Here is a 21,821-nt window from a genome sequence, read left to right as displayed (position 1 = left end):
GTCCAGAAATCTTCGTGCAAGTTGCACGGCCAGTATGACGTGATCTTGCATCGTGCAAGCGGCCAGCTGCCATGACTTGGATTTAACCGGCTGATTTTAGTTGGTTTTTATTTTTTTGGCGGCTGGCATAACGCTTGCGACGTCCTTCTGACCGCATTGCTGCGGCATTTTTGAATTACAGGAGGAGGCGTTACATGCTGTTGAGACAATCCGCACTGGCCATGGCCATCACCGGTCTTATCACCCTGGCACCGCTTGCACAGGCGGCTGAGGAGGGAATTGACCGGCAGTTGAGCGATGCCCGGCAGCAGGGTGCCATCGATACGGCATTCGCTTTGAACCGACACCTGAGTCCTTTCGAGATAGTGGTCTCGGTGGAAGACGGCACCGCCACCCTGAAGGGCGCGGTGGAAAACTCTGCCGAGCGCGAGCTGGCTGCCGAGCTGGCGGGCAGTATCGAAGGCGTCCGTGAGGTGAGCAACGATCTTGAAGTCGACCCAGGCATCGAGGTTGCCGTTGTCGACGAGCAGGCGCGAATCACCACCGACAAGACGTTGGCCCAGCGTTTCGATGACGCCACCCTGGCAGCTACGGTCAAATCCAAGCTGCTATGGAACAGCAACACCGAGGGCCTGGACATTCAGGTGCGTGCCGAAAACGGCGTGGTCAGCCTGAGTGGTAATGCCGGTACGCCGGTGGCCAAGGAGCTGGCCGGTGAACTTGTCACCAATACCGAAGGCGTTCGTGAGGTGCACAACCACCTCAGCATCAACACGGCCGACAGTGCGTCAGCAGAGGCGCAGAATGCCGCCAACGATGCCGCTGCCTCGATCAGCGACACCTGGATCACCAGCAAGGTGAAGTCCAGCTTTCTGTACAGCCGCAACCTCGACAGCTTGAACATCAAGGTCGATACCCGTGAGGGCTTCGTGAGCCTCAGCGGCACCGTGCTGAGCAATGCCGAGAAGCGCCTGGCCGTCGAGACCGCGCGCAATATCCGTGGCGTGCGCGGGGTCGATGCCGACGCCTTGCGCATCGCCAGCTAAAGAGCAGCAAGGAGGTGGCCGCCAGCGGCCACCATTCTATGCAGGGCCGCTGACGGCACTGCCTATAAAGACAGGAATACCGCCATGAGCAACAAGACTGAGCAACTGAACGAACTGATCGCCATCATTCGTGATGGTCAGCGCTTCTATGAGCATGCCCATGATGAGGTCAAGGACGTACGCCTGCAGGCACTGTTCCGTGATATGTCGCAAACCAAGAACCAAGTGATTCAGGCCCTGTCGGTCAAGGTCGCTGCCAACCAGGAAGAGCCGACGCCCAGTGGCACGGTGGTGGGCAAGCTGCGCCAGGCCTATGCCGACGCGCGAGCCACCCTGTCCAGCGATGAAGAAGCCACTTATGTGGCGCAACTGGAAGAGGCGGAAGATCGCATCCTGCATGCTTTCGAGGATGCGCTGGAAAGTGCGGAGCCAGACGTGCGCGCATTGCTGGCCGTGGAAATGCCCAAGGTACGTGCCTGTCATGACCGTATGCGTGATCTGAAGCACGCCATGTAATCCGGTTGGCACAGGGATGTGCCGCCTTTGGCGTCGTGCAGAACGCCCGAGCTTTGTAACGTGATCGTGCAGGATGCCAATGATGGCACTTGGTTTTGTTTTTTAAGATGTTGATTTATAAGAGTTTTATTTTTTATTAGAGCTGGCACGCAGGCTGCAATTCTTAAGTCATGAAAAGAACGCTGAGCCGTTCGGCAACGACCTAAAGGAGCTTCAGATGAACCTTCACCGCGCCCACACCGAGATCCTGATCCTAGCGGTCGCCGCTGTCCTGGTTTTGTTGTTGAGCGTGTCGTTCAAGGCTCATCAGTCGCAAGCCGTCGAACCGCAAGTTTCCAGTCAGATCCATGTGCCAGCCACTGTTCAACCTGCTGCCATCTCTGCTGTTCCGGCCTCCTTTCAGACCGTAAGCCAGACCGCAAGCGCGCAGACCACAGGTGATTGGGTACGTGCCGATTCCGTGGAAGCGCCGGTCAAGCAGACTCGCTGGGTGTTCTGAAACGCCCTTACCGATTCCCAAGTGCTACACCCGTAAGACCTCAAAAAACCAAGGAGAAACGCCATGCTGAGTTGGGCCATTACCTTTCTGATCATCGCCATTGTCGCTGCCGTTCTGGGCTTCGGTGGTATCGCAGGCACTGCCACAGGTATCGCGAAAATCCTTTTCGTGGTGTTCCTGGTCATGTTTATCGTTTCGTTCATCATGGGTCGCCGCCCTCGGGGTTAGGCCATGACGATGAATCGATTCAAGACGCTCGTTGCCGCCCTAATGCTGGGCGGTAGCGCGGCGGCCTTGGCCGCCAACGATGGTGAATTCCGCCTCAACGATCTGCTCGGGAGCAATTCTGACTATCGTGAAGCTTGGAAGGAGCTCATCCAGGACGAGGAGCGTCTGCCCGAATGGGTGATCAATCTCAGCGGCGTTGCCACGCCAATGAAGACGCTGGAAGAAGACGGCGACCAGTACCTGGTCGGGCAGTTGTGCGAAACATCCAATTGTTTCAATCAGCGCCTCTACGTTGCCTTCACCCCGGACAAGGATGATGCGTACGCGCTCTGGGTGCAGTTGCCCGAAGGTTTACCTGAGGACAAGACTCCTAGTGAGCATGCTGATCTGCGTTGGCTCGGTGAGCCGGACGACGGAGTCAAGCAACTGCTACAGGAACAGTTGAAGAAAGACCCCAACTGGTACTGATGCTGACGGCGCCTTCTGGCGCCGTTGCTCTATTTGTCGTTCGACAAAATCTTTCCCCCCATCTCTCCCTTTCCACTTCCCTTGCCTAGCCGCGTTATCATCAGCCGCTATGTTCTAGGGGGTGACTTATGCTCAACGGCTTGTGGCTGAGCTTTTTCGTGGTAGCGGCAGTAGCGGGGCTCAGTCGCTGGCTGCTGGCTGACGACCCGGCAGTATTCGGTGCGATGGTGGAAAGCCTGTTCGCCATGGCCAAACTGTCGGTCGAGGTGATGGTGCTGCTGTTCGGTACCCTGACTCTATGGCTCGGCTTGTTGCGCATCGCCGAGAAGGCCGGCCTTGTGGACGCCTTGGCGCGGGTGCTCGGCCCGCTGTTCGCCCGCCTGATGCCTGAAGTGCCACGTGGCCATCCGGCCCTCGGCCTGATCACAATGAACTTCGCCGCCAACGGCCTGGGTTTGGACAATGCGGCCACGCCCATCGGCCTCAAGGCCATGCGCTCGCTGCAGGAGCTCAACCCCAGTAGCACCACGGCGAGCAACGCGCAGATCCTCTTTCTGGTGCTCAACGCCTCGTCGCTGACGTTGCTGCCCGTGACCATCTTCATGTACCGCGCCCAGCAGGGTGCGCCGGATCCGACACTGGTGTTCCTGCCGATTCTGCTGGCGACCAGCGTTTCCACCCTGGTCGGCCTGTTTTCCGTGGCCATCATGCAGCGTTTGCGTCTGTGGGATCCGGTCGTGCTGGCCTACATGATTCCCGGCGCGCTGCTGCTCGGTGGCTTTATGGCGATGTTGGCCGGCATGTCTGCCACGGCGCTGGCTGCGTTGTCATCGCTGCTCGGTAACCTGACGCTGTTCGGCATCATCATTGCGTTCGTGATAATTGGCGCGCTGCGCAAGGTGCAGGTCTACGAGCAGTTCATCGAAGGCGCCAAGGAAGGCTTCGACGTGGCCAAGAGCCTGCTCCCGTATCTGGTGGCGATGCTCTGTGCGGTGGGCGTGCTACGTGCGTCCGGCGCCCTGGAGCTGGCGCTGGACGGCATCCGCTGGGTCGTCGCCTGGGGCGGCTGGGACACCCGCTTCGTCGACGCGCTGCCGACGGCGATGGTCAAGCCATTCTCCGGCAGCGCGGCGCGGGCCATGCTGATCGAAACCATGCAGACTCAGGGCGTCGACAGCTTCCCTGCACTGGCAGCGGCAGTTATCCAGGGCAGTACGGAGACCACGTTCTACGTGCTGGCCGTTTACTTTGGCGCAGTGGGTATTCAGCGAGCGCGACATGCTGTGGGCTGTGCACTGCTGGCCGAGTTTTCCGGCGTGGTAGCCGCGATTGCCGTGTGCTACTGGTTCTTCGGCTGAGCGACGCTGCTCAGCTGCCCGCCGGGCTTGGGAGCTGATCTGCGTTCTGGGCATCCGGCTCGGCTTGCGGTTCAGCTTCAATGGCAGGTTCAGGTTCCGCTGCTGGGGCGGCCTGCGGCTCAGGCTCGGTTTCTGGCGTGGCAGCGGGCTCTTGCACTCCTGGCGGCGCCTGGTTGGAGCCTGTTGAGGGGCTCGCTGGCGTACCTGCATCGGGCGTTACTTCAAAGCGCAGCACGCCAATCATCTGCCCGGCTTCGGTCAGTACCTGAATTTGCCAGTCACCTTCCACGTTCTGCGGGAAGTTCTTCTTGTGCGTCCAGGCGCGGTAGCCTTTTTCGCGGCCACCGTGGATATCCAGAGCGATGCGTTCCAGCTCGCGACCTTCATGTTCCCAGACGTGGTAGATGCGCTCATCCAGCCCGCGCGGCGCATTGATCGCCGTGTAAGCGTACAAGCCACTGCTGCGCAACTGGCTGACGCTGAGTTCTTGGATGCCTTCGCCGGGCGAGCGATTCTGATTGTCGAATTCAGTGGTGATCGCCACTTCGGTCAGCCACAGCGTGGCCGGCGGCACCCAGGTACGCCCCAGCCAGCCAACGGCGCCGATGGCCAGTGTCAGGCCGATCAACAGCAGGCCGCGCCACCATTTGCGCACGGTAATGATGGTGAACAGGCTCGGGAACGACAGCAGCACGGCGGCTGCCAGCGAAAACTGATAACTCTCGGTGGTGTTGAGCTTGAAGATGATCGGCAGCGCCGTGAGTAACACGGCGAACAGGGCCAGCGTGTGGTACGCGAGAAAGATCCAGCGCCGTGGCGCCAGCCACTTGTAGTACAGCGGGTCGATGATCGAGACCAGTGCGGCAGCCGCCAGCAGCCCGCTGAACAATGCCTGGCTGCTGTTCCAGGTGGTGGTAATAAAGAAGAACGGCAGAACGAAAAACAGGCTTTCTTGGTGGATCATCTGCGTGGCGTAACGCAGCAGCGGCCGTGGTAGCTCGAAGCCGAAGCGGGCGGCGATGCGCTCGCGCAGCATGTTCTCGAGGATCAGCCAGAGCCAGCTGATCAGCATCACCAGTGCCAGCACCTTGGCCAGCCCGGCCTGACGATCGACCAGTACGAAGCTTGCGACCCCGGATAGAAAACCGAATATCGCGATGACGCCGGGATGGCGCTGCATCAGCGCGATGACCCGGAACACGAGGTTTTTACTGGAGGTGATAAGAGACAAGGCGGTTCTGGCAGTGACCAAGAGCGATCTGCAGGATACTGCATTTGCTCATACCTGAGGCCTCCGCCGATCAGCCATGGCAGATGTTCACTGTCCCTGCGCGTAAGCCGACTAAACGCAACAAGGCAATAGAGGCCGCTCCAGGGTGATGGGTGCCCAGGCTAGAGCGAGCTGTGCCCGTTTGGGCTAATCAGCAGCGTTCAACTTCGGGCGTAGCTCGATTCCCGCAAGGAGCTATCTGCGCGCAGAAATGCGAGCACCGCTATCGCCTGTGCAGCGTCTCAACCTTCCTTGGCACTGACGATACTGGCGACAAGCCCCGGCTTGCAGTTGATGAACGCCGACGACTGCAGCCAGCGCTTGTCCGGGTAGTACGAAAACATGAATTGGCCGCCCTTGAGGCTGTCTACCACCATGCGGGCAACTTCCGGGCGTACGGCAGGGCAGCCCTGGCTACGGCCGATACGGCCCTGGGTCTTGATCCAGGCTGGGTTCACGTAATCGGCAGGGTGTATGACGATGGCGCGCTGGCGGGCAAGGTCATTGAAGCCTGGCTCCAGGCCGTCCATGCGCAGCGAGTAGCCGTGCTTGCCGGTGTAACTTTCCTGGGTGCGGAACAGGCCGATGCTGGACTGGTGGCTGCCTTCGGTGTTGGAGAAGCGGGTGGCGAAGTTGTCACCGGATTGCTGGCCGTGGGCGACCAGGTCATGCAACAGCAGGCGCTTTTGGGTCAGGTCGAAGATCCACAGGCGGCGCTCGCTGGAGGGCTTGGAAAAGTCGATGACGGCGAGACGTTGGGCTGGTACGGCACCGTTATTGATGGCGCAACGCATGGCGTCGATGGCATGGTTAAGTACCTTGCGATCCAATGCTGGTGCTTTGGCAGACAGGCTTTCCAGAAGGGGATCGGGAGCCAGAGTGGCGGCCATAAGGGACGGAACGGGCAATGCCAGGCAAAGAAAGGCTAAGCAAATTCGCTGAATCGTGGTCATCATTTCAAGTCTCTGAGTTTCGGCCATCGATATGTCGGGCCTTCGCCAGGCGATGCGGGCACAACAAAGCCCGCGATTCTAGCAGCCGAAATCTTCTGACCCGCGGGCCAATCCGACGGGCTGTCATTCACTCTGTCGTAAATTGGAGCGGCGCTTTGTTTTCTCCCACTTCATCCGCCGCCTGGGCGTTGGTTCTGAGCGCTCCATTGGCACTGGCCGATGTCACGCCACCCAACCCCCTCCAAGAGCAGCTCGCCGAACCCAGCCTGACCTGCGTATCGCCGGCGCTGAGCCTTACTACCAAGGATCGTGAATGGCTGGAGCCCTTTTATCTGCTGCGCGGTTCGCAGTCGGTGTGGAGCGAGCAGAATCTGCCGGGGCTGTTCGCCGAGCTGGACGCGCTAGTGGACGATGGCCTTGATCCCCGCGCCTACCATCTGGAGCCGCTGCGTGAGTTGGCAGCGGTCGAAAGCCCATCGCCACGCCTTTCCGCCTGCGTCGAGGTGCTTGCCACTACAGCTTACCTGCGCGCATTACGCGATCTGGCCTATGGGCGCCTGGAGCAGTCCCAGGTCGAGCCGCTCTGGGAGCCCGAAAGCATGGCCATGGAGCAGAGCCAGGCACCGCTGCTGGCGATCGCCCAGGCGGGGGTGAGCGATCCAGTGCAAGCCTTCGAACAGGCCCGTCCGGATTTCGGCCCTTACCGGGAGCTGCGTCAGCGCTATGCCGATCTGCGTCGTCAAGCCTTGCCGCAATGGCTGGCGATTCCGGGCGGAACCCTGTTGCGTCCTGGCGCGGTGGACGGGCGCGTGCCCTTGCTCGAGCAGCGCCTGCAACTGCACGGCGATCTGTCCCAGGGCGCCCCGGCACTGGTCGCCGAGGAAACCTCGGTGTACTCCACTGCGCTGGTCGAGGCCGTCAAGGCCTTCCAGCGCAACCACTTGCTCAAGCCCGATGGTGTGGTCGGCCCCGGTACGCTGGCCGAGCTGAACCGCTCGGCCAGTGAGCGCATGGATCAGATTCGCATCAATCTGGAGCGGCTGCGCTGGCTGTCCCACGAGATCGAGCCGACCAGCGTACTGATCGACGTGGCCGGCGCCGAAGTGATGTTCTTGCGTGACCATGCGATCGCCTGGCAGGCGCGCACCCAGGTCGGCCGTCCGGCCCGGCCTACGCCGCTGCTGCGCTCGCGGATCACTCACCTGACCTTGAACCCGACCTGGACGATTCCGCCGACCATTCTGCGCGAGGACAAGCTGCCGGAGCTGCGCCGTGATGCCGCGGGCTATCTGGCTGCCAACCATATGCAGGTGATCGATTACGACGGTAATCCGGTGGATCCGCGCGGCGTCGATTGGGAACGCCCCGGCCGCGTGATGATTCGTCAGTCTGCTGGCGCTCACAGCCCATTAGGCAAAGTGGCGATCCGTTTCCCCAATCCCTTCTCGGTGTACCTGCACGACACACCTAGCCAGCGCCTGTTCGACAACCTGCCACGGCTGTTCAGCTCAGGCTGTGTGCGCATCGAGCGGGTAACCGAGCTGGTCGATCAGTTGCTCGCCGAAGCCACCCCAACCGATCGTTCGCGGATCGCCAGGCAGTGGGAAAGTGGTCGCACGCTGCGTGCCGATCTGCCGCGCCCGGTGCCTATCCTGATGGCGTACTGGACAGCCCAGGTCGGCGCCGACGGGCAGGTGCAGTTCCGCCCCGATATCTACGGCCACGACGCTCGCCTGCTCAAGGCGCTGGATGCATCCAACCGGATCTAGGGTGAGTGGCAGGTCGGCAGCAAAGCGAAAGCAGCTGATCGTAGGGCGGGCGCCAGGAGTAACCCGCCCCGTCCTCTCAGCCTACCGTCCGATACTGCTGGGCTTCACTCAACAGCCAATCGCGGAAGGCCTTAAGCGCCGCAGACTCGACTTTGCGCTCCGGCACGGTCAGGTAATAAGCGCGGCCGTTGTCCGGTACCGGGCGGTCGAGGGCGACTACCAGGCTGCCGTCGGCCAGTTCGCGCTGGATCAGAAAGGGTGGAATCAGCGCCACGCCCATCTCGTGGCAGGCTGCCTGGGCGAGCATCGAGAACAGCTCCAGGCGCGGGCCGGTCATGTCGCGGCCGACATTCAGCCCTTGTGCTGCGAACCACTGGCGCCAGGCGTAAGGCCGAGTGCTCTGCTGCAACAGCGGCAGTTCGGCGATCCGCTCGGCGCTCACCGTGCCACCGTCGAGCAGCGCCGGGCTACACACCGGCATCAGGTGTTCGTGCATCAGAAAGTGCGCCGCGGTGCCTGACCAGTCGCCATCGCCGAAGTAGATCGCCGCGTCGAAACCGGTATCGGCGAACAGGAACGGGCGGGTGCGGTTGGTCAGGTGCACGGTGACCTCTGGGTGCAGGCGCTGGAAATCCTTCAGCCGCGGCAGCAACCATTGCGTGGCGAAGGTCGGCACCACGGCCAGCTCCAGACTCATGGCGCCTTGAGCCCCCATCAGCGCCAAGGTTTCGCGCTCCACGGCATCGAGCTGAGCGGCGACCTTTCCGGCGTACGCCGTGCCCGCTTCGGTAAGCACTACTCCGCGTCGCGAGCGGCGGAACAGCTCCACGCCCAGGAACTCTTCCAGCCCGGCGATCTGCCGGCAGACGGCGCCCTGGGTCAGCGCCAGCTCGTCCGCTGCGCGGGTGAAGCTCTGATGGCGTGCCGAGGCCTCGAAGGCGATCAGCGCTGCCGTACTGGGAATCTTGCGGCGCATGTATGCGAACACCTCACTAATTGGTGCTTTTATCAGGTGGTCAGGCTATCTCGGAGTGAGCTAAGCGCACAACTGCGTGCGAATTACTCGTTTGCCGATAGGTCGGTAGCTGCCTAGGCTAAGCCCAACAAGAACTGTTCACGCACGAGGATTCTGCGATGGCCGCCAAGGCAAGCTTCAACTGGATCGACCCGCTGCTGCTCGATCAACAACTCACCGAAGAAGAACGCATGGTGCGCGACAGCGCCGAGCAGTTCGCCGCCGACAAGCTGGCGCCGCGGGTTCTCGAGGCCTTCCGTCATGAGAAGACCGACCCGGCGATTTTCCGTGAGATGGGTGACACCGGTCTGCTCGGCGCGACCATCCCCGAAGCCTATGGCGGCAGTGGCCTCAACTATGTGTGCTACGGCTTGATCGCCCGCGAAGTAGAACGTGTGGATTCCGGCTACCGCTCGATGATGAGCGTGCAGTCGTCGCTGGTGATGGTTCCGATCAACGAGTTCGGCAACGAAGCCACCAAGCAGAAGTACCTGCCCAAGCTGGCTTCCGGTGAGTACATCGGCTGTTTCGGCCTGACCGAACCCAACCACGGCTCCGATCCGGGCGCGATGATCACCCGGGCGAAGAAGGTCGACGGCGGCTACCGCCTGAGCGGCAGCAAGATGTGGATCACCAATTCGCCTATCGCGGATGTTTTTGTGGTCTGGGGCAAGGATGACGCCGGCGAGATCCGCGGTTTCGTGCTGGAAAAGGGCTGGGAAGGGCTGTCGGCCCCGGCGATCCACGGCAAGGTCGGCCTGCGCGCCTCGATCACCGGCGAGATCGTCATGGACAACGTGTTCTGTCCTGAAGAGAACGCCTTCCCGGACGTGCGCGGCCTGCGTGGCCCGTTCACCTGTCTGAACTCTGCTCGCTACGGCATCAGCTGGGGAGCACTGGGCGCCGCCGAGGCGTGCTGGCACACCGCGCGTCAGTACACCCTGGATCGTCAGCAGTTCGGCCGCCCGCTGGCCGCCAACCAGTTGATCCAGAAAAAACTGGCTGACATGCAGACCGAGATCACCCTGGCCCTGCAAGGCTGCCTGCGTCTGGGGCGGATGAAGGATGAAGGCACCGCAGCGGTGGAAATCACCTCGATCATGAAGCGCAACAGCTGCGGCAAGTCGCTGGATATCGCCCGCATGGCCCGCGACATGCTCGGCGGTAACGGCATCAGCGACGAGTTCGGCGTGGCGCGCCATCTGGTCAACCTCGAAGTGGTGAACACCTACGAAGGCACCCATGACGTGCACGCGCTGATTCTTGGCCGCGCGCAGACCGGCATCCAGGCGTTCTTCTGACTGTCGCTCGCTCCCACGCCTGGCGTGGGAGCGTCCCCCGTGACGCCGAGCGTCACGACTGCACGAGGCCTCTGCGATGTCCGGTGCCCTTTCCCATCTCCGTGTGCTCGACCTGTCCCGCGTACTCGCCGGGCCTTGGTGCGGGCAGAACCTCGCCGACCTCGGTGCCGAGGTGATCAAGGTCGAACGCCCCAAGGTCGGCGACGACACTCGCCACTGGGGCCCGCCTTACTTGCGCGACGATGAGGGGCGGGACACCTGCGAGGCCGCCTATTTCCTGTCGGCCAACCGCAACAAGCAATCGCTGACTCTCGACTTCACCCAGGCGGAGGGTCAGCGATTGGTACGCGAGCTGGCGGGCAAGTCGGACATCCTCATCGAGAACTTTAAGGTCGGCGGCCTGGCTGCCTACGGGCTGGACTACGCCAGCTTGAAGGCGATCAACCCACGGCTGATTTACTGCTCCATCACCGGTTTCGGCCAGAGCGGCCCTTATGCCAAACGGGCCGGCTACGACTTCATGATCCAGGGGCTCGGCGGGCTGATGAGCCTCACCGGCCAGCCCGATGGCGGGGAGGGCGGCGGGCCAGTCAAGGTCGGCGTCGCGCTGACCGATATTCTCACCGGGCTCTATGCCACGGTTGCCGTGCTGGCTGCCCTGGCCCATCGGGAAAAGACCGGTGAAGGCCAGCACATCGACATGGCGCTGCTCGACGTGCAGGTCGCCTGCCTGGCCAATCAGGCGATGAATTACCTGACTACCGGCGTGTCACCGAAGCGCCTGGGCAATGCCCACCCGAATATCGTCCCCTATCAGGCGTTCCCGACCGCCGATGGCGACCTGATCCTTACGGTTGGCAATGACAGCCAGTTCCGCAAGTTCTGCGAAGTGGCCGGGCATCCCGAGTGGGGCGTCGATCCGCGTTTCGCCAGCAATGGTCAGCGCGTCGCCCATCGTACTGAGCTGATCCCGCTGATTCGCCAGGTCACGGTATTCCGCACGACGGTCGAATGGGTCGGCCTGCTGGAAGATGCAGGCGTGCCGTGCGGGCCGGTCAACGATCTGGAGCAGGTGTTCGCCGATCCTCAGGTGATCGCCCGCGGCCTGCGTATCGATCTGCCACACCCCTTGGCCGGCAGCACGCCGCAGGTAGCCAGCCCGTTGCGCCTGTCGGCCAGCCCGGTTGAGTATCGCCAGGCACCTCCGCTGCTGGGCGAGCATACCGAGCGTGTGCTCGCCGAGGTACTCGGACTGGATGCCGGCCAGATCGAGGCGCTACGCGCTCAGGGCGTGATCTGACCCGCCACTATTAAGAGAGAGCGTCAGGCATCCAGCTCGGAGGCCGGGCCGAAGAACTCGTAGTGGCACTGCTCTGCCGGTACGCCCAGCTCCCCAAGGTGGCGCTTCACCTGAGCCATGAAGGGTTTCGGGCCGAGGAAGTAGGCATCCAGATCGCGCTCTTCAGGCAGCCAGTCCGCCAGTTGCTCGCGGTTGATCACGCCCTGGCCGTGTGGCTGGTCGCCATCGCGCGGCTCGCTGTAGCAGAACCGATAGCTGATCTGCGGGTAGTCGCGGCTCTGCTCCTCGATCCATTTCTTGAAGGCATGCACACCGCCATGGCGTGCGTAGTGAATGAAGTGGATGGGGCGTCCGTTCTCGCGGGCGGCTTCGACCATCGCCAGTGCCGGCGTGATGCCCACGCCTGCGGTGATCAGCGCCAGAGGCTTGTTCGAATCACGTAACACGAAGTCGCCGGCTGGCGGGAACAGCTCCAGGGTATCGCCTACCTGGATGTGGTCGTGCAGGTAGTTGGAAACCTTGCCGTCGGCCTCGCGCTTGACGCTGATGCGGTACTCACGGCCATTGCCCCGAGCGGACAGCGAGTAGTTGCGGCGCTGCTCCTTGCCATCGATAACCATGCGCAGACCGATGTACTGGCCGGGCTGCTGAATCAGCACGTCACCGCCATCGACGGGCGCCAGATAGAAGGAGGTGATCTCCTCGCTTTCCACGGCTCTGGCCACCACCTTGAAGTCCCGCGAGCCACGCCAGCCGCCCGGCGCCTGCTCGTGCTCAAGGTAGGCGCTTTCCTCGGCACCGATCAGAATGTCTGCCAGTTGCCCGTAAGCGGCAGCCCAGGCAGCGATTACCTCGTCGGTGGCGATCTCTTCGCCGAGCACTTCCCTGATGGCGCGCAGCAGGCAGGTGCCGACGATGGGGTAATGCTCCGGCAGGATCTGCAGGGATACATGTTTATTGACGATACGGCCCACCAGCGGGCCGAGTGCTTCGAGCTGGTCGATATGTCGGGCATACATGAGCACGCCATTGGCCAGGGCACGCTGCTGGTCGCCACTGGCCTGGTGAGCCTGGTTGAACAGCGGGCGAACCTGGGGATATTCGTCCAGCATCATGGCGTAGAAGTGCCGGGTCAGCGCTTCACCGCCGGTTTCCAGTAACGGGACGGTGGCTTTGATGAGGGTGCGTTGTTGGCTGGTCAGCATGGTGATGGTTCCTGTCGCAGGCATGAGAGTTTTCTGCTTTGGTCATTACAGATCCCGTGCCAACTCGCAAAGCCGCTGGATTACTGGGGTTGCGCGTGCTATGAGTCTTTTCGACTCTCGTTGATATGTGTCTATATGACTCTTTTGGTGTCTTTATGACCTCTAGCCCCTTACTCGTCGCTCTGCTGCCATTGGTCGATGACCTGTCTCGCGAGCTGCCCGAGAGTGAGCGCTATCGTCGGCTGCTTGCTGCACTGCGGCAGCTGTTTCCCTGTGATGCCGTGGCGCTGCTCAGGCTCGATGGCGATGTGCTGGTGCCGCTGTCGGTTGAGGGGCTGAGTGCCGACACCATGGGGCGGCGCTTCAAGGTGAGCGAGCATCCGCGTCTGCACGAGTTGCTGCAGCACCGTGGGCCCACTCGTTTTGCCGCGGACTGCGAACTGCCCGATCCTTATGACGGGCTGCTCGAAGGGCAGCATGGCCATCTCGAGGTTCATGATTGCCTGGGCTGTCCGCTCTATATAAAGGAGCAGCTCTGGGGGCTGTTGACCCTGGACTCGCTGCAGTCGAGCAGCTTTGGCCGTGTCGACCTGGGCATGCTGGAGGCTTTCGCAAGCCTCGCAGCCGCGACGGTGGCCGCCAGCGAGCGGATCAGTCTGCTGATGGGGCGTGTGGAAGACGAACAGCGGCGCGCCGAACTCTATAAACAGGCGGCCGACGCCGTGCGTCCTCGGGAGATGATTGGTCAGAGTCCGAGGCACAAGGCGCTGCTTCAGGAGATAGAGCTAGTAGGCGGCAGTGACCTGACCGTCCTCATCAGTGGCGAAACCGGTGTGGGCAAGGAGCTGGTCGCCGAGGCGCTGCATGCAGCGTCCACGCGTGCATCGCGGCCGATGGTCAGCATCAACTGTGCTGCGTTGCCGGACACCCTGGTGGAAAGCGAGCTGTTCGGTCACGTGCGCGGAGCGTTCTCGGGGGCCGTCAGTGAGCGGCGTGGCAAGTTCGAGGTGGCCGATGGCGCCACGTTGTTTCTCGATGAAGTGGGCGAGCTGCCTCTCGCCGTGCAGTCGAAGCTGTTGAGGGTGCTGCAGAGTGGTCAGCTACAACGGGTAGGCTCGACCGCGAGCATCGTGTAGATGTGCGGGTGCTGGCTGCCACCAATCGTGACCTGGCCGAAGAAGTACGTGCCGGGCGCTTTCGCGCCGACCTCTATCATCGCCTTAGCGTGTATCCACTCAAGGTGCCGACGCTACGTGAGCGGGGGCGTGATGTACTGCTGCTTGCCGGCTACTTCCTCGAAGACAACCGGGCGCGGCTGGGGCTGCGCAGCCTGCGTCTTTCGGCCGATGCTCAGAAAACCCTGTTGCAGCATGACTGGCCGGGCAATGTCCGGGAGTTGGAGCACCTGATTGGCCGTGCGGCCATCAAGGCCTTGTCAGCCTGTGGAGAGCGCCCGCAGATCCTCACCATCGATAGCCGTGCGCTGGATCTGCAGCCATCCCTGGCAATGCATATAGAAGAAGAGAACCCCTTGATCGCCAGCAGCGAGTTGCCGTCAGCGGGACTGGGCCTGCGCGATGCGGTAGATGAATACCAACGGCGCCTTATAGAGGCAGCACTGGTTCGCCATACCGGGCGTTGGGCCGAGGTGGCGCGCGAGCTGGATGTAGATCGCGCCAATCTGCAGCGCTTGGCCAGGCGCCTGGGCCTCAAGTAGCTGCCTCTGAAGTGCTGCTTATATAGAGGGAAGGCCGCCAGAGCAGTTTTATTGCAGTTAGATGAAATAAACGGTTGACCTGAGATTCTGGCTGCCTATAATGCGCACCACTTCCGGCGCAGCCTGATCTGAAAACTCCTTGTTAATCAGGAAGTTAGAAGAAAATAAGGGTTGCACGGACGGCGAATTCGAGTAGAATGCGCCGGCATCGACAGGGTGGTTTGAGTGGCTCTGTTGGTGGTTCGATCAGGTTTGATCGAAGGCGGTAAAGAGGGTGTTGACAGCAGGTTGTAACGCTGTAGAATGCGCCTCCCGCTGGAGAGAAGATGATCTGGTTGGGTGCTGCAAGGTGTTGAGAAGAAAGAAAAAATTCTTCAAAAACAACTTGACAGGAAATGAGGCTGCTGTAAGATGCGCGCCTCGGTTGAGACGAAAGACTTAACCAAACGTTCTTTAACAATTGAATCAAGCAATTCGTGTGGGTGCTTGTGAGCTAAGACTGAGGATCGCAAGATTATCAGCATCACAAGTAAACACTCGTAATAGAGAGTTTTTTCTTCTTAATTGAAGAGTTTGCGATTGCTGAGCCAAGTTTAGGGTTTTCTCAAAACCCATGCAGTATTGAACTGAAGAGTTTGATCATGGCTCAGATTGAACGCTGGCGGCAGGCCTAACACATGCAAGTCGAGCGGTTGACGGGAGCTTGCTCCCTGATTCAGCGGCGGACGGGTGAGTAATGCCTAGGAATCTGCCTATTAGTGGGGGACAACGTTTCGAAAGGAACGCTAATACCGCATACGTCCTACGGGAGAAAGCAGGGGACCTTCGGGCCTTGCGCTAATAGATGAGCCTAGGTCGGATTAGCTAGTTGGTGAGGTAAAGGCTCACCAAGGCGACGATCCGTAACTGGTCTGAGAGGATGATCAGTCACACTGGAACTGAGACACGGTCCAGACTCCTACGGGAGGCAGCAGTGGGGAATATTGGACAATGGGCGAAAGCCTGATCCAGCCATGCCGCGTGTGTGAAGAAGGTCTTCGGATTGTAAAGCACTTTAAGTTGGGAGGAAGGGCAGTAAATTAATACTTTGCTGTTTTGACGTTACCGACAGAATAAGCACCGGCTAACTCTGTGCCAGCAGCCGCGGTAATACAGAGGGTGCAAGCGTTAATCGGAATTACTGGGCGTAAAGCGCGCGTAGGTGGTTTGTTAAGTTGGATGTGAAAGCCCCGGGCTCAACCTGGGAACTGCATCCAAAACTGGCAGGCTAGAGTACGGTAGAGGGTGGTGGAATTTCCTGTGTAGCGGTGAAATGCGTAGATATAGGAAGGAACACCAGTGGCGAAGGCGACCACCTGGACTGATACTGACACTGAGGTGCGAAAGCGTGGGGAGCAAACAGGATTAGATACCCTGGTAGTCCACGCCGTAAACGATGTCAACTAGCCGTTGGGTTCCTTGAGGACTTAGTGGCGCAGCTAACGCATTAAGTTGACCGCCTGGGGAGTACGGCCGCAAGGTTAAAACTCAAATGAATTGACGGGGGCCCGCACAAGCGGTGGAGCATGTGGTTTAATTCGAAGCAACGCGAAGAACCTTACCAGGCCTTGACATGCTGAGAACTTTCCAGAGATGGATTGGTGCCTTCGGGAACTCAGACACAGGTGCTGCATGGCTGTCGTCAGCTCGTGTCGTGAGATGTTGGGTTAAGTCCCGTAACGAGCGCAACCCTTGTCCTTAGTTACCAGCACGTAATGGTGGGAACTCTAAGGAGACTGCCGGTGACAAACCGGAGGAAGGTGGGGATGACGTCAAGTCATCATGGCCCTTACGGCCTGGGCTACACACGTGCTACAATGGTCGGTACAAAGGGTTGCCAAGCCGCGAGGTGGAGCTAATCCCATAAAACCGATCGTAGTCCGGATCGCAGTCTGCAACTCGACTGCGTGAAGTCGGAATCGCTAGTAATCGTGAATCAGAATGTCACGGTGAATACGTTCCCGGGCCTTGTACACACCGCCCGTCACACCATGGGAGTGGGTTGCACCAGAAGTAGCTAGTCTAACCTTCGGGGGGACGGTTACCACGGTGTGATTCATGACTGGGGTGAAGTCGTAACAAGGTAGCCGTAGGGGAACCTGCGGCTGGATCACCTCCTTAATCGAAAGATCCCAGCTTATTCATAAGCACCCACACGAATTGCTTGATTCATTGCGAAAGACGATTGGGTCTGTAGCTCAGTTGGTTAGAGCGCACCCCTGATAAGGGTGAGGTCGGCAGTTCGAATCTGCCCAGACCCACCAATTGTTGAGGGTGCAGGCCTTGGAAGTATTTGGGGCCATAGCTCAGCTGGGAGAGCGCCTGCCTTGCACGCAGGAGGTCAGCGGTTCGATCCCGCTTGGCTCCACCACTTACAGCCTCGAGATTGTTGAGAATTAGAGTTCAGAAATGAGCATTCCTGTTTAGGCAGATGAGTGTTGATTTCTGGTCTTTGACCAGTCAGAAAAATCGTTCTTTAAAAATTTGGGTATGTGATAGAAGTGACTGATTAATTACTTTCACTGGTAATTAATTTGGTCAAGGTAAAATTTGCGTTGTTCTCAAGTGCAAATTTTCGGCGAATGTCGTCTTCACGTTATAGACAGTAACCAGATTGCTTGGGGTTATATGGTCAAGTGAAGAAGCGCATACGGTGGATGCCTTGGCAGTCAGAGGCGATGAAAGACGTTGTAGCCTGCGATAAGCTCCGGGGAGTCGGCAAACAGACTTTGATCCGGAGATCTCTGAATGGGGGAACCCACCTAGCATAAGCTGGGTATCATGCACTGAATACATAGGTGCATGAGGCGAACCAGGGGAACTGAAACATCTAAGTACCCTGAGGAAAAGAAATCAACCGAGATTCCCTTAGTAGTGGCGAGCGAACGGGGACTAGCCCTTAAGTTGATTAGAGATTAGTGGAAGGTTCTGGAAAGTTCCGCCGTAGTGGGTGATAGCCCCGTACACGAAAATCTCTTTTCAATGAAATCGAGTAGGACGGAGCACGAGAAACTTTGTCTGAATATGGGGGGAATTCATCCTCCAAGGCTAAATACTACTGACTGACCGATAGTGAACTAGTACCGTGAGGGAAAGGCGAAAAGAACCCCGGAGAGGGGAGTGAAATAGATCCTGAAACCGTATGCGTACAAGCAGTGGGAGCCTACTTTGTTGGGTGACTGCGTACCTTTTGTATAATGGGTCAGCGACTTATATTCAGTGGCGAGCTTAACCGAATAGGGGAGGCGTAGCGAAAGCGAGTCTTAATAGGGCGTTTAGTCGCTGGGTATAGACCCGAAACCGGGCGATCTATCCATGGGCAGGTTGAAGGTTGGGTAACACTAACTGGAGGAATCGAACCGACTACCGTTGAAAAGTTAGCGGATGACCTGTGGATCGGAGTGAAAGGCTAATCAAGCTCGGAGATAGCTGGTTCTCCTCGAAAGCTATTTAGGTAGCGCCTCGTGTATCACTGCTGGGGGTAGAGCACTGTTTCGGCTAGGGGGTCATCCCGACTTACCAAACCGATGCAAACTCCGAATACCAGCAAGTGTCAGCACGGGAGACACACGGCGGGTGCTAACGTCCGTCGTGAAAAGGGAAACAACCCAGACCGTCAGCTAAGGTCCCAAAGTTATGGTTAAGTGGGAAACGATGTGGGAAGGCTTAGACAGCTAGGAGGTTGGCTTAGAAGCAGCCATCCTTTAAAGAAAGCGTAATAGCTCACTAGTCGAGTCGGCCTGCGCGGAAGATGTAACGGGGCTCAAACCATACACCGAAGCTACGGGTTCATCTTAGGATGAGCGGTAGAGGAGCGTTCTGTAAGCCTGTGAAGGTGAGTTGAGAAGCTTGCTGGAGGTATCAGAAGTGCGAATGCTGACATGAGTAACGACAATGGGAGTGAAAAACTCCCACGCCGAAAGACCAAGGTTTCCTGCGCAACGTTAATCGACGCAGGGTGAGTCGGCCCCTAAGGCGAGGCAGAAATGCGTAGTCGATGGGAAACGGGTTAATATTCCCGTACTTCTAATTACTGCGATGGAGGGACGGAGAAGGCTAGGCCAGCACGGCGTTGGTTGTCCGTGTTTAAGGTGGTAGGCTGATTTCTTAGGTAAATCCGGGAGATCAAGGCCGAGAGCTGATGACGAGTTGTCCTTTAGGACGATGAAGTGGTTGATGCCATGCTTCCAGGAAAAGCTTCTAAGCTTCAGGTAATTAGGAACCGTACCCCAAACCGACACAGGTGGTTAGGTAGAGAATACCAAGGCGCTTGAGAGAACTCGGGTGAAGGAACTAGGCAAAATGGCACCGTAACTTCGGGAGAAGGTGCGCCGGTGAGTGTGAAGGGTTTACCCCGTAAGCACATGCCGGTCGAAGATACCAGGCCGCTGCGACTGTTTATTAAAAACACAGCACTCTGCAAACACGAAAGTGGACGTATAGGGTGTGACGCCTGCCCGGTGCCGGAAGGTTAATTGATGGGGTTAGCTAACGCGAAGCTCTTGATCGAAGCCCCGGTAAACGGCGGCCGTAACTATAACGGTCCTAAGGTAGCGAAATTCCTTGTCGGGTAAGTTCCGACCTGCACGAATGGCGTAACGATGGCGGCGCTGTCTCCACCCGAGACTCAGTGAAATTGAAATCGCTGTGAAGATGCAGTGTATCCGCGGCTAGACGGAAAGACCCCGTGAACCTTTACTATAGCTTTGCACTGGACTTTGAGCTTGCTTGTGTAGGATAGGTGGGAGGCTTTGAAGTGGGGACGCTAGTTCTCATGGAGCCAACCTTGAAATACCACCCTGGCAACCTTGAGGTTCTAACTCTGGTCCGTTATCCGGATCGAGGACAGTGTATGGTGGGTAGTTTGACTGGGGCGGTCTCCTCCTAAAGAGTAACGGAGGAGTACGAAGGTGCGCTCAGACCGGTCGGAAATCGGTCGTAGAGTATAAAGGCAAAAGCGCGCTTGACTGCGAGACAGACACGTCGAGCAGGTACGAAAGTAGGTCTTAGTGATCCGGTGGTTCTGTATGGAAGGGCCATCGCTCAACGGATAAAAGGTACTCCGGGGATAACAGGCTGATACCGCCCAAGAGTTCATATCGACGGCGGTGTTTGGCACCTCGATGTCGGCTCATCACATCCTGGGGCTGAAGCCGGTCCCAAGGGTATGGCTGTTCGCCATTTAAAGTGGTACGCGAGCTGGGTTTAGAACGTCGTGAGACAGTTCGGTCCCTATCTGCCGTGGACGTTTGAGATTTGAGAGGGGCTGCTCCTAGTACGAGAGGACCGGAGTGGACGAACCTCTGGTGTTCCGGTTGTCACGCCAGTGGCATTGCCGGGTAGCTATGTTCGGGAAAGATAACCGCTGAAAGCATCTAAGCGGGAAACTTGCCTCAAGATGAGATCTCACTGGAACCTTGAGTTCCCTAAAGGGCCGTCGAAGACTACGACGTTGATAGGCTGGGTGTGTAAGCGTTGTGAGGCGTTGAGCTAACCAGTACTAATTGCCCGTGAGGCTTGACCATATAACACCCAAACAATTTGGCTGTTAGACGGTAGAAGTCGACAGTAATGCCGAAAATTTGTAAAAGAACACGCAATACCAACTGATATCACATACCCAATTCGGGGAAGCGACCTAAACATCGACTCCCCAACCAGATTGCTTGACGACCATAGAGCGTTGGAACCACCTGATCCCATCCCGAACTCAGTAGTGAAACGATGCATCGCCGATGGTAGTGTGGAGTTTCTCCATGTGAGAGTAGGTCATCGTCAAGCTTCTACTAGAAACCCCAGATCTCGACAGAGGTCTGGGGTTTCGCCTTTTGGGCGCAGGAAAAGTGGGGGGAGTGGGGCGGCAACCCTGGCGACGTGATCTAAGGCGCACAGGGCGGGCTACAGACCGCACGTAGGAGCCGGCTTGCCGGCGAGCCTCGGTCAAAGAGCATCGCCGGCAAGCCGGCTCCTACAAAGGGCGGTTATGCGCACGCGAGGCTTTGGGTTTGAAGGCCTTCCCGGGTGTCGCTTCGCTCGACCCAGGCTACGGGGCGGAGCGGGCGAGAGCTGTGGTGGAAGGATGAGGCGTCTTCCACCCTACGATGCCTGAGGTGGCTTCTGTAGCCTGGGTTAGCCGAAGGCGTAACCAGGGGCCGCCTTGAGGTTTAACCTTCCGCCTATGCACAACGAATGTAGCGAACAGGCTGCAGGTCGCACGTAGGAGCCGGCTTGCCGGCGATGCTCTCTAGCCCGCTTCGCCAGCAAACCGGCTGCTACAAAGGCCCGTCCCACAAAAACGACGAAGCCCGCATATAGCGGGCTTCGTTTTTTGGCGCTTTACTCGGTTACTGCAACTGTTCTTTCACCGCAGCGATGCTGCGCCCGGCCTGGTTGAGCCAGGACAGGTCACTGCCCATCAACAGCATGTCGCTGCCCATCTCGAGCAGGCGTTTGGCGGTTTCGCCGTCGGCTGGGAAGCAGGGCACCATGACCTGGATCGAGCGGGCGTGGCACTTCTCGATCAGCAACTCCAGGCGTTGCAGCACTTCAGGGTTGCCCAGCCGATAGTCGACCGGCAATTGGCGCGACAGTGAGTAGTCGGCCGGGCCGAAGTGCACGGCGTCGATACCTTCGACGTCGAGGATCTCGTCGATGTTGTCGAAGAACTCGTAGCTCTCTGCCATCGGCACGATCACGCTGCGATCGTTCTCCGCCTGTGTATAACTGCCCCAATCGAAGTTCGGCCCTGCGTAGTTGGCCGAGCGTACCGAGCTGTCACCGCCACGGCGGCCCATGGGCGGGAACTTGCTGTAGCGGATAATGGTGCGCATCTGCTCGGCATTGTGCACCTGCGGAATGATCACCCCCGAAGCGCCCATTTCCAGCGCCTTGCGGATATCCCACTCAAGGGTGCCACGCACGCGCACCAGGCTATGGATGCCGGAGCACTTGGCCGCCAGGATGAGCTTTTCCATGTCGCGATCGATACTCAGCGAAGTGTGCTCGGCATCGATGAAAACGAAATCCAGACCCCAGTTTCCCGCTACCTCGATGGCCATCGACGACGTGCCGTAGATGTTCATGCCGTAGGTGTGCGAGCGGGCCATCAGCTGTTTGAGTGTATTGGTCATCAGGTCA

General features: G+C 59.0%; 14 protein-coding genes, 2 tRNA genes, 3 rRNA genes and 1 pseudogene. 15 read left to right on the top strand and 5 right to left on the bottom strand.

Features of this window, described 5'->3' with window-relative positions; genetic code table 11:
• Positions 1-194 precede the first annotated feature (194 nt).
• From K5Q02_RS03325 to K5Q02_RS03300, 6 genes are all read left to right on the top strand, one after another.
• On the top strand, positions 195-1,046 hold the full coding sequence (locus tag K5Q02_RS03325; protein WP_225836361.1) for a BON domain-containing protein: 852 nt from the start codon (positions 195-197) through the stop codon (positions 1,044-1,046).
• Positions 1,047-1,130: 84 nt separating this feature from the next.
• Positions 1,131-1,562: a PA2169 family four-helix-bundle protein gene (locus K5Q02_RS03320; protein WP_225836355.1), complete on the top strand. Its 432-nt coding sequence runs from the start codon at positions 1,131-1,133 to the stop codon at positions 1,560-1,562.
• 217 nt (positions 1,563-1,779) lie between these two features.
• The gene (locus K5Q02_RS03315; protein ID WP_225836353.1) at positions 1,780-2,061 is read left to right on the top strand and encodes a hypothetical protein; all 282 of its coding nucleotides are present in this window, start codon (positions 1,780-1,782) and stop codon (positions 2,059-2,061) included.
• 63 nt (positions 2,062-2,124) lie between these two features.
• Positions 2,125-2,289 carry a DUF1328 domain-containing protein gene (locus tag K5Q02_RS03310; protein WP_013789335.1) on the top strand — a complete coding sequence of 55 codons (165 nt, stop codon included), beginning with the start codon at positions 2,125-2,127 and terminating at the stop codon, positions 2,287-2,289.
• A 3-nt stretch (positions 2,290-2,292) separates the two neighbouring features.
• Entirely contained in the window at positions 2,293-2,757 is a 465-nt protein-coding gene (locus K5Q02_RS03305; RefSeq protein ID WP_225836351.1) for an inhibitor of vertebrate lysozyme family protein, read from the top strand.
• A gap of 128 nt (positions 2,758-2,885) precedes the next feature.
• Entirely contained in the window at positions 2,886-4,115 is a 1,230-nt protein-coding gene (locus K5Q02_RS03300) for a nucleoside recognition domain-containing protein (protein ID WP_225836341.1), read from the top strand.
• Positions 4,116-4,125: 10 nt separating this feature from the next.
• Here K5Q02_RS03300 and K5Q02_RS03295 read toward each other — a convergent pair whose 3' ends face one another.
• The gene (locus K5Q02_RS03295; RefSeq protein ID WP_230411029.1) at positions 4,126-5,295 is read right to left on the bottom strand and encodes a DUF5924 family protein; all 1,170 of its coding nucleotides are present in this window, start codon (positions 5,293-5,295) and stop codon (positions 4,126-4,128) included.
• Positions 5,296-5,627: 332 nt separating this feature from the next.
• A complete protein-coding gene (locus K5Q02_RS03290; protein ID WP_225836339.1) occupies positions 5,628-6,341 on the bottom strand; it encodes a murein L,D-transpeptidase catalytic domain family protein in 714 nt (237 codons plus the stop codon).
• A 152-nt stretch (positions 6,342-6,493) separates the two neighbouring features.
• Here K5Q02_RS03290 and K5Q02_RS03285 point away from each other — a divergent pair, with 152 nt between their 5' ends.
• On the top strand, positions 6,494-8,107 hold the full coding sequence (locus tag K5Q02_RS03285; RefSeq protein WP_225836337.1) for a L,D-transpeptidase family protein: 1,614 nt from the start codon (positions 6,494-6,496) through the stop codon (positions 8,105-8,107).
• Between the two features lie 76 nt (positions 8,108-8,183).
• On the opposite strand, the gene K5Q02_RS03280 is transcribed toward K5Q02_RS03285, so the two are convergent.
• Positions 8,184-9,083 (bottom strand): LysR family transcriptional regulator, encoded by a 900-nt coding sequence (locus K5Q02_RS03280; protein ID WP_225836335.1) that lies wholly within the window; start codon positions 9,081-9,083, stop codon positions 8,184-8,186.
• 158 nt (positions 9,084-9,241) lie between these two features.
• Here K5Q02_RS03280 and K5Q02_RS03275 point away from each other — a divergent pair, with 158 nt between their 5' ends.
• Together K5Q02_RS03275 and K5Q02_RS03270 are read left to right on the top strand one after the other, a co-directional pair.
• Entirely contained in the window at positions 9,242-10,423 is a 1,182-nt protein-coding gene (locus tag K5Q02_RS03275) for an acyl-CoA dehydrogenase (protein WP_225836333.1), read from the top strand.
• 76 nt (positions 10,424-10,499) lie between these two features.
• Entirely contained in the window at positions 10,500-11,723 is a 1,224-nt protein-coding gene (locus K5Q02_RS03270; protein ID WP_225836331.1) for a CaiB/BaiF CoA transferase family protein, read from the top strand.
• Positions 11,724-11,746: 23 nt separating this feature from the next.
• On the opposite strand, the gene hmpA is transcribed toward K5Q02_RS03270, so the two are convergent.
• Positions 11,747-12,928 carry an NO-inducible flavohemoprotein gene (hmpA, locus tag K5Q02_RS03265; RefSeq protein WP_225836329.1) on the bottom strand — a complete coding sequence of 394 codons (1,182 nt, stop codon included), beginning with the start codon at positions 12,926-12,928 and terminating at the stop codon, positions 11,747-11,749.
• 155 nt (positions 12,929-13,083) lie between these two features.
• On the opposite strand from hmpA, the pseudogene norR reads away from it, so the two are divergent.
• The 6 genes and pseudogenes from norR (at position 13,084) to rrf (ending at position 20,465) form a co-directional block, all read left to right on the top strand.
• Positions 13,084-14,645 (top strand): annotated as a pseudogene (norR, locus tag K5Q02_RS03260) (nitric oxide reductase transcriptional regulator NorR).
• A 623-nt stretch (positions 14,646-15,268) separates the two neighbouring features.
• Positions 15,269-16,805, top strand: a 16S ribosomal RNA gene (locus tag K5Q02_RS03255).
• 66 nt (positions 16,806-16,871) lie between these two features.
• A tRNA-Ile gene (locus K5Q02_RS03250) sits at positions 16,872-16,948 on the top strand.
• Between the two features lie 31 nt (positions 16,949-16,979).
• Positions 16,980-17,055 (top strand) — tRNA-Ala (locus tag K5Q02_RS03245).
• Positions 17,056-17,314: 259 nt separating this feature from the next.
• Positions 17,315-20,209 (top strand): 23S ribosomal RNA (locus tag K5Q02_RS03240).
• 140 nt (positions 20,210-20,349) lie between these two features.
• Positions 20,350-20,465: ribosomal RNA gene (gene rrf, locus K5Q02_RS03235) — 5S ribosomal RNA — on the top strand.
• Together the 16S, 23S and 5S rRNA genes with 2 tRNA genes alongside form the textbook arrangement of a ribosomal RNA operon.
• A gap of 563 nt (positions 20,466-21,028) precedes the next feature.
• Here the strand turns inward: rrf and K5Q02_RS03230 are convergent.
• The gene (locus K5Q02_RS03230) at positions 21,029-21,814 is read right to left on the bottom strand and encodes an HpcH/HpaI aldolase family protein (protein WP_225836327.1); all 786 of its coding nucleotides are present in this window, start codon (positions 21,812-21,814) and stop codon (positions 21,029-21,031) included.
• Between the last annotated feature and the right edge of the window lie 7 nt (positions 21,815-21,821).

It is taken from the genome of Pseudomonas sp. MM211, assembly GCF_020386635.1.
Taxonomy (GTDB): domain Bacteria; phylum Pseudomonadota; class Gammaproteobacteria; order Pseudomonadales; family Pseudomonadaceae; genus Aquipseudomonas.
This window is presented reverse-complemented; position numbering and strand designations above follow the sequence as displayed.

What these genes read in the sequence shown, in the direction of transcription:
- K5Q02_RS03325 (WP_225836361.1), top strand. Translation starts at nt 195, where the DNA reads ATGCTGTTGAGACAATCCGCACTGGCCATGGCCATCACCGGTCTTATC.
- K5Q02_RS03320 (WP_225836355.1), top strand. Translation starts at nt 1,131, where the DNA reads ATGAGCAACAAGACTGAGCAACTGAACGAACTGATCGCCATCATTCGT.
- K5Q02_RS03315 (WP_225836353.1), top strand. Translation starts at nt 1,780, where the DNA reads ATGAACCTTCACCGCGCCCACACCGAGATCCTGATCCTAGCGGTCGCC.
- K5Q02_RS03310 (WP_013789335.1), top strand. Translation starts at nt 2,125, where the DNA reads ATGCTGAGTTGGGCCATTACCTTTCTGATCATCGCCATTGTCGCTGCC.
- K5Q02_RS03305 (WP_225836351.1), top strand. Translation starts at nt 2,293, where the DNA reads ATGACGATGAATCGATTCAAGACGCTCGTTGCCGCCCTAATGCTGGGC.
- K5Q02_RS03300 (WP_225836341.1), top strand. Translation starts at nt 2,886, where the DNA reads ATGCTCAACGGCTTGTGGCTGAGCTTTTTCGTGGTAGCGGCAGTAGCG.
- K5Q02_RS03295 (WP_230411029.1), bottom strand. Translation starts at nt 5,295, where the DNA reads ATGCAGCGCCATCCCGGCGTCATCGCGATATTCGGTTTTCTATCCGGG.
- K5Q02_RS03290 (WP_225836339.1), bottom strand. Translation starts at nt 6,341, where the DNA reads ATGATGACCACGATTCAGCGAATTTGCTTAGCCTTTCTTTGCCTGGCA.
- K5Q02_RS03280 (WP_225836335.1), bottom strand. Translation starts at nt 9,083, where the DNA reads ATGCGCCGCAAGATTCCCAGTACGGCAGCGCTGATCGCCTTCGAGGCC.
- K5Q02_RS03275 (WP_225836333.1), top strand. Translation starts at nt 9,242, where the DNA reads ATGGCCGCCAAGGCAAGCTTCAACTGGATCGACCCGCTGCTGCTCGAT.
- K5Q02_RS03270 (WP_225836331.1), top strand. Translation starts at nt 10,500, where the DNA reads ATGTCCGGTGCCCTTTCCCATCTCCGTGTGCTCGACCTGTCCCGCGTA.
- hmpA (WP_225836329.1), bottom strand. Translation starts at nt 12,928, where the DNA reads ATGCTGACCAGCCAACAACGCACCCTCATCAAAGCCACCGTCCCGTTA.
- K5Q02_RS03230 (WP_225836327.1), bottom strand. Translation starts at nt 21,814, where the DNA reads ATGACCAATACACTCAAACAGCTGATGGCCCGCTCGCACACCTACGGC.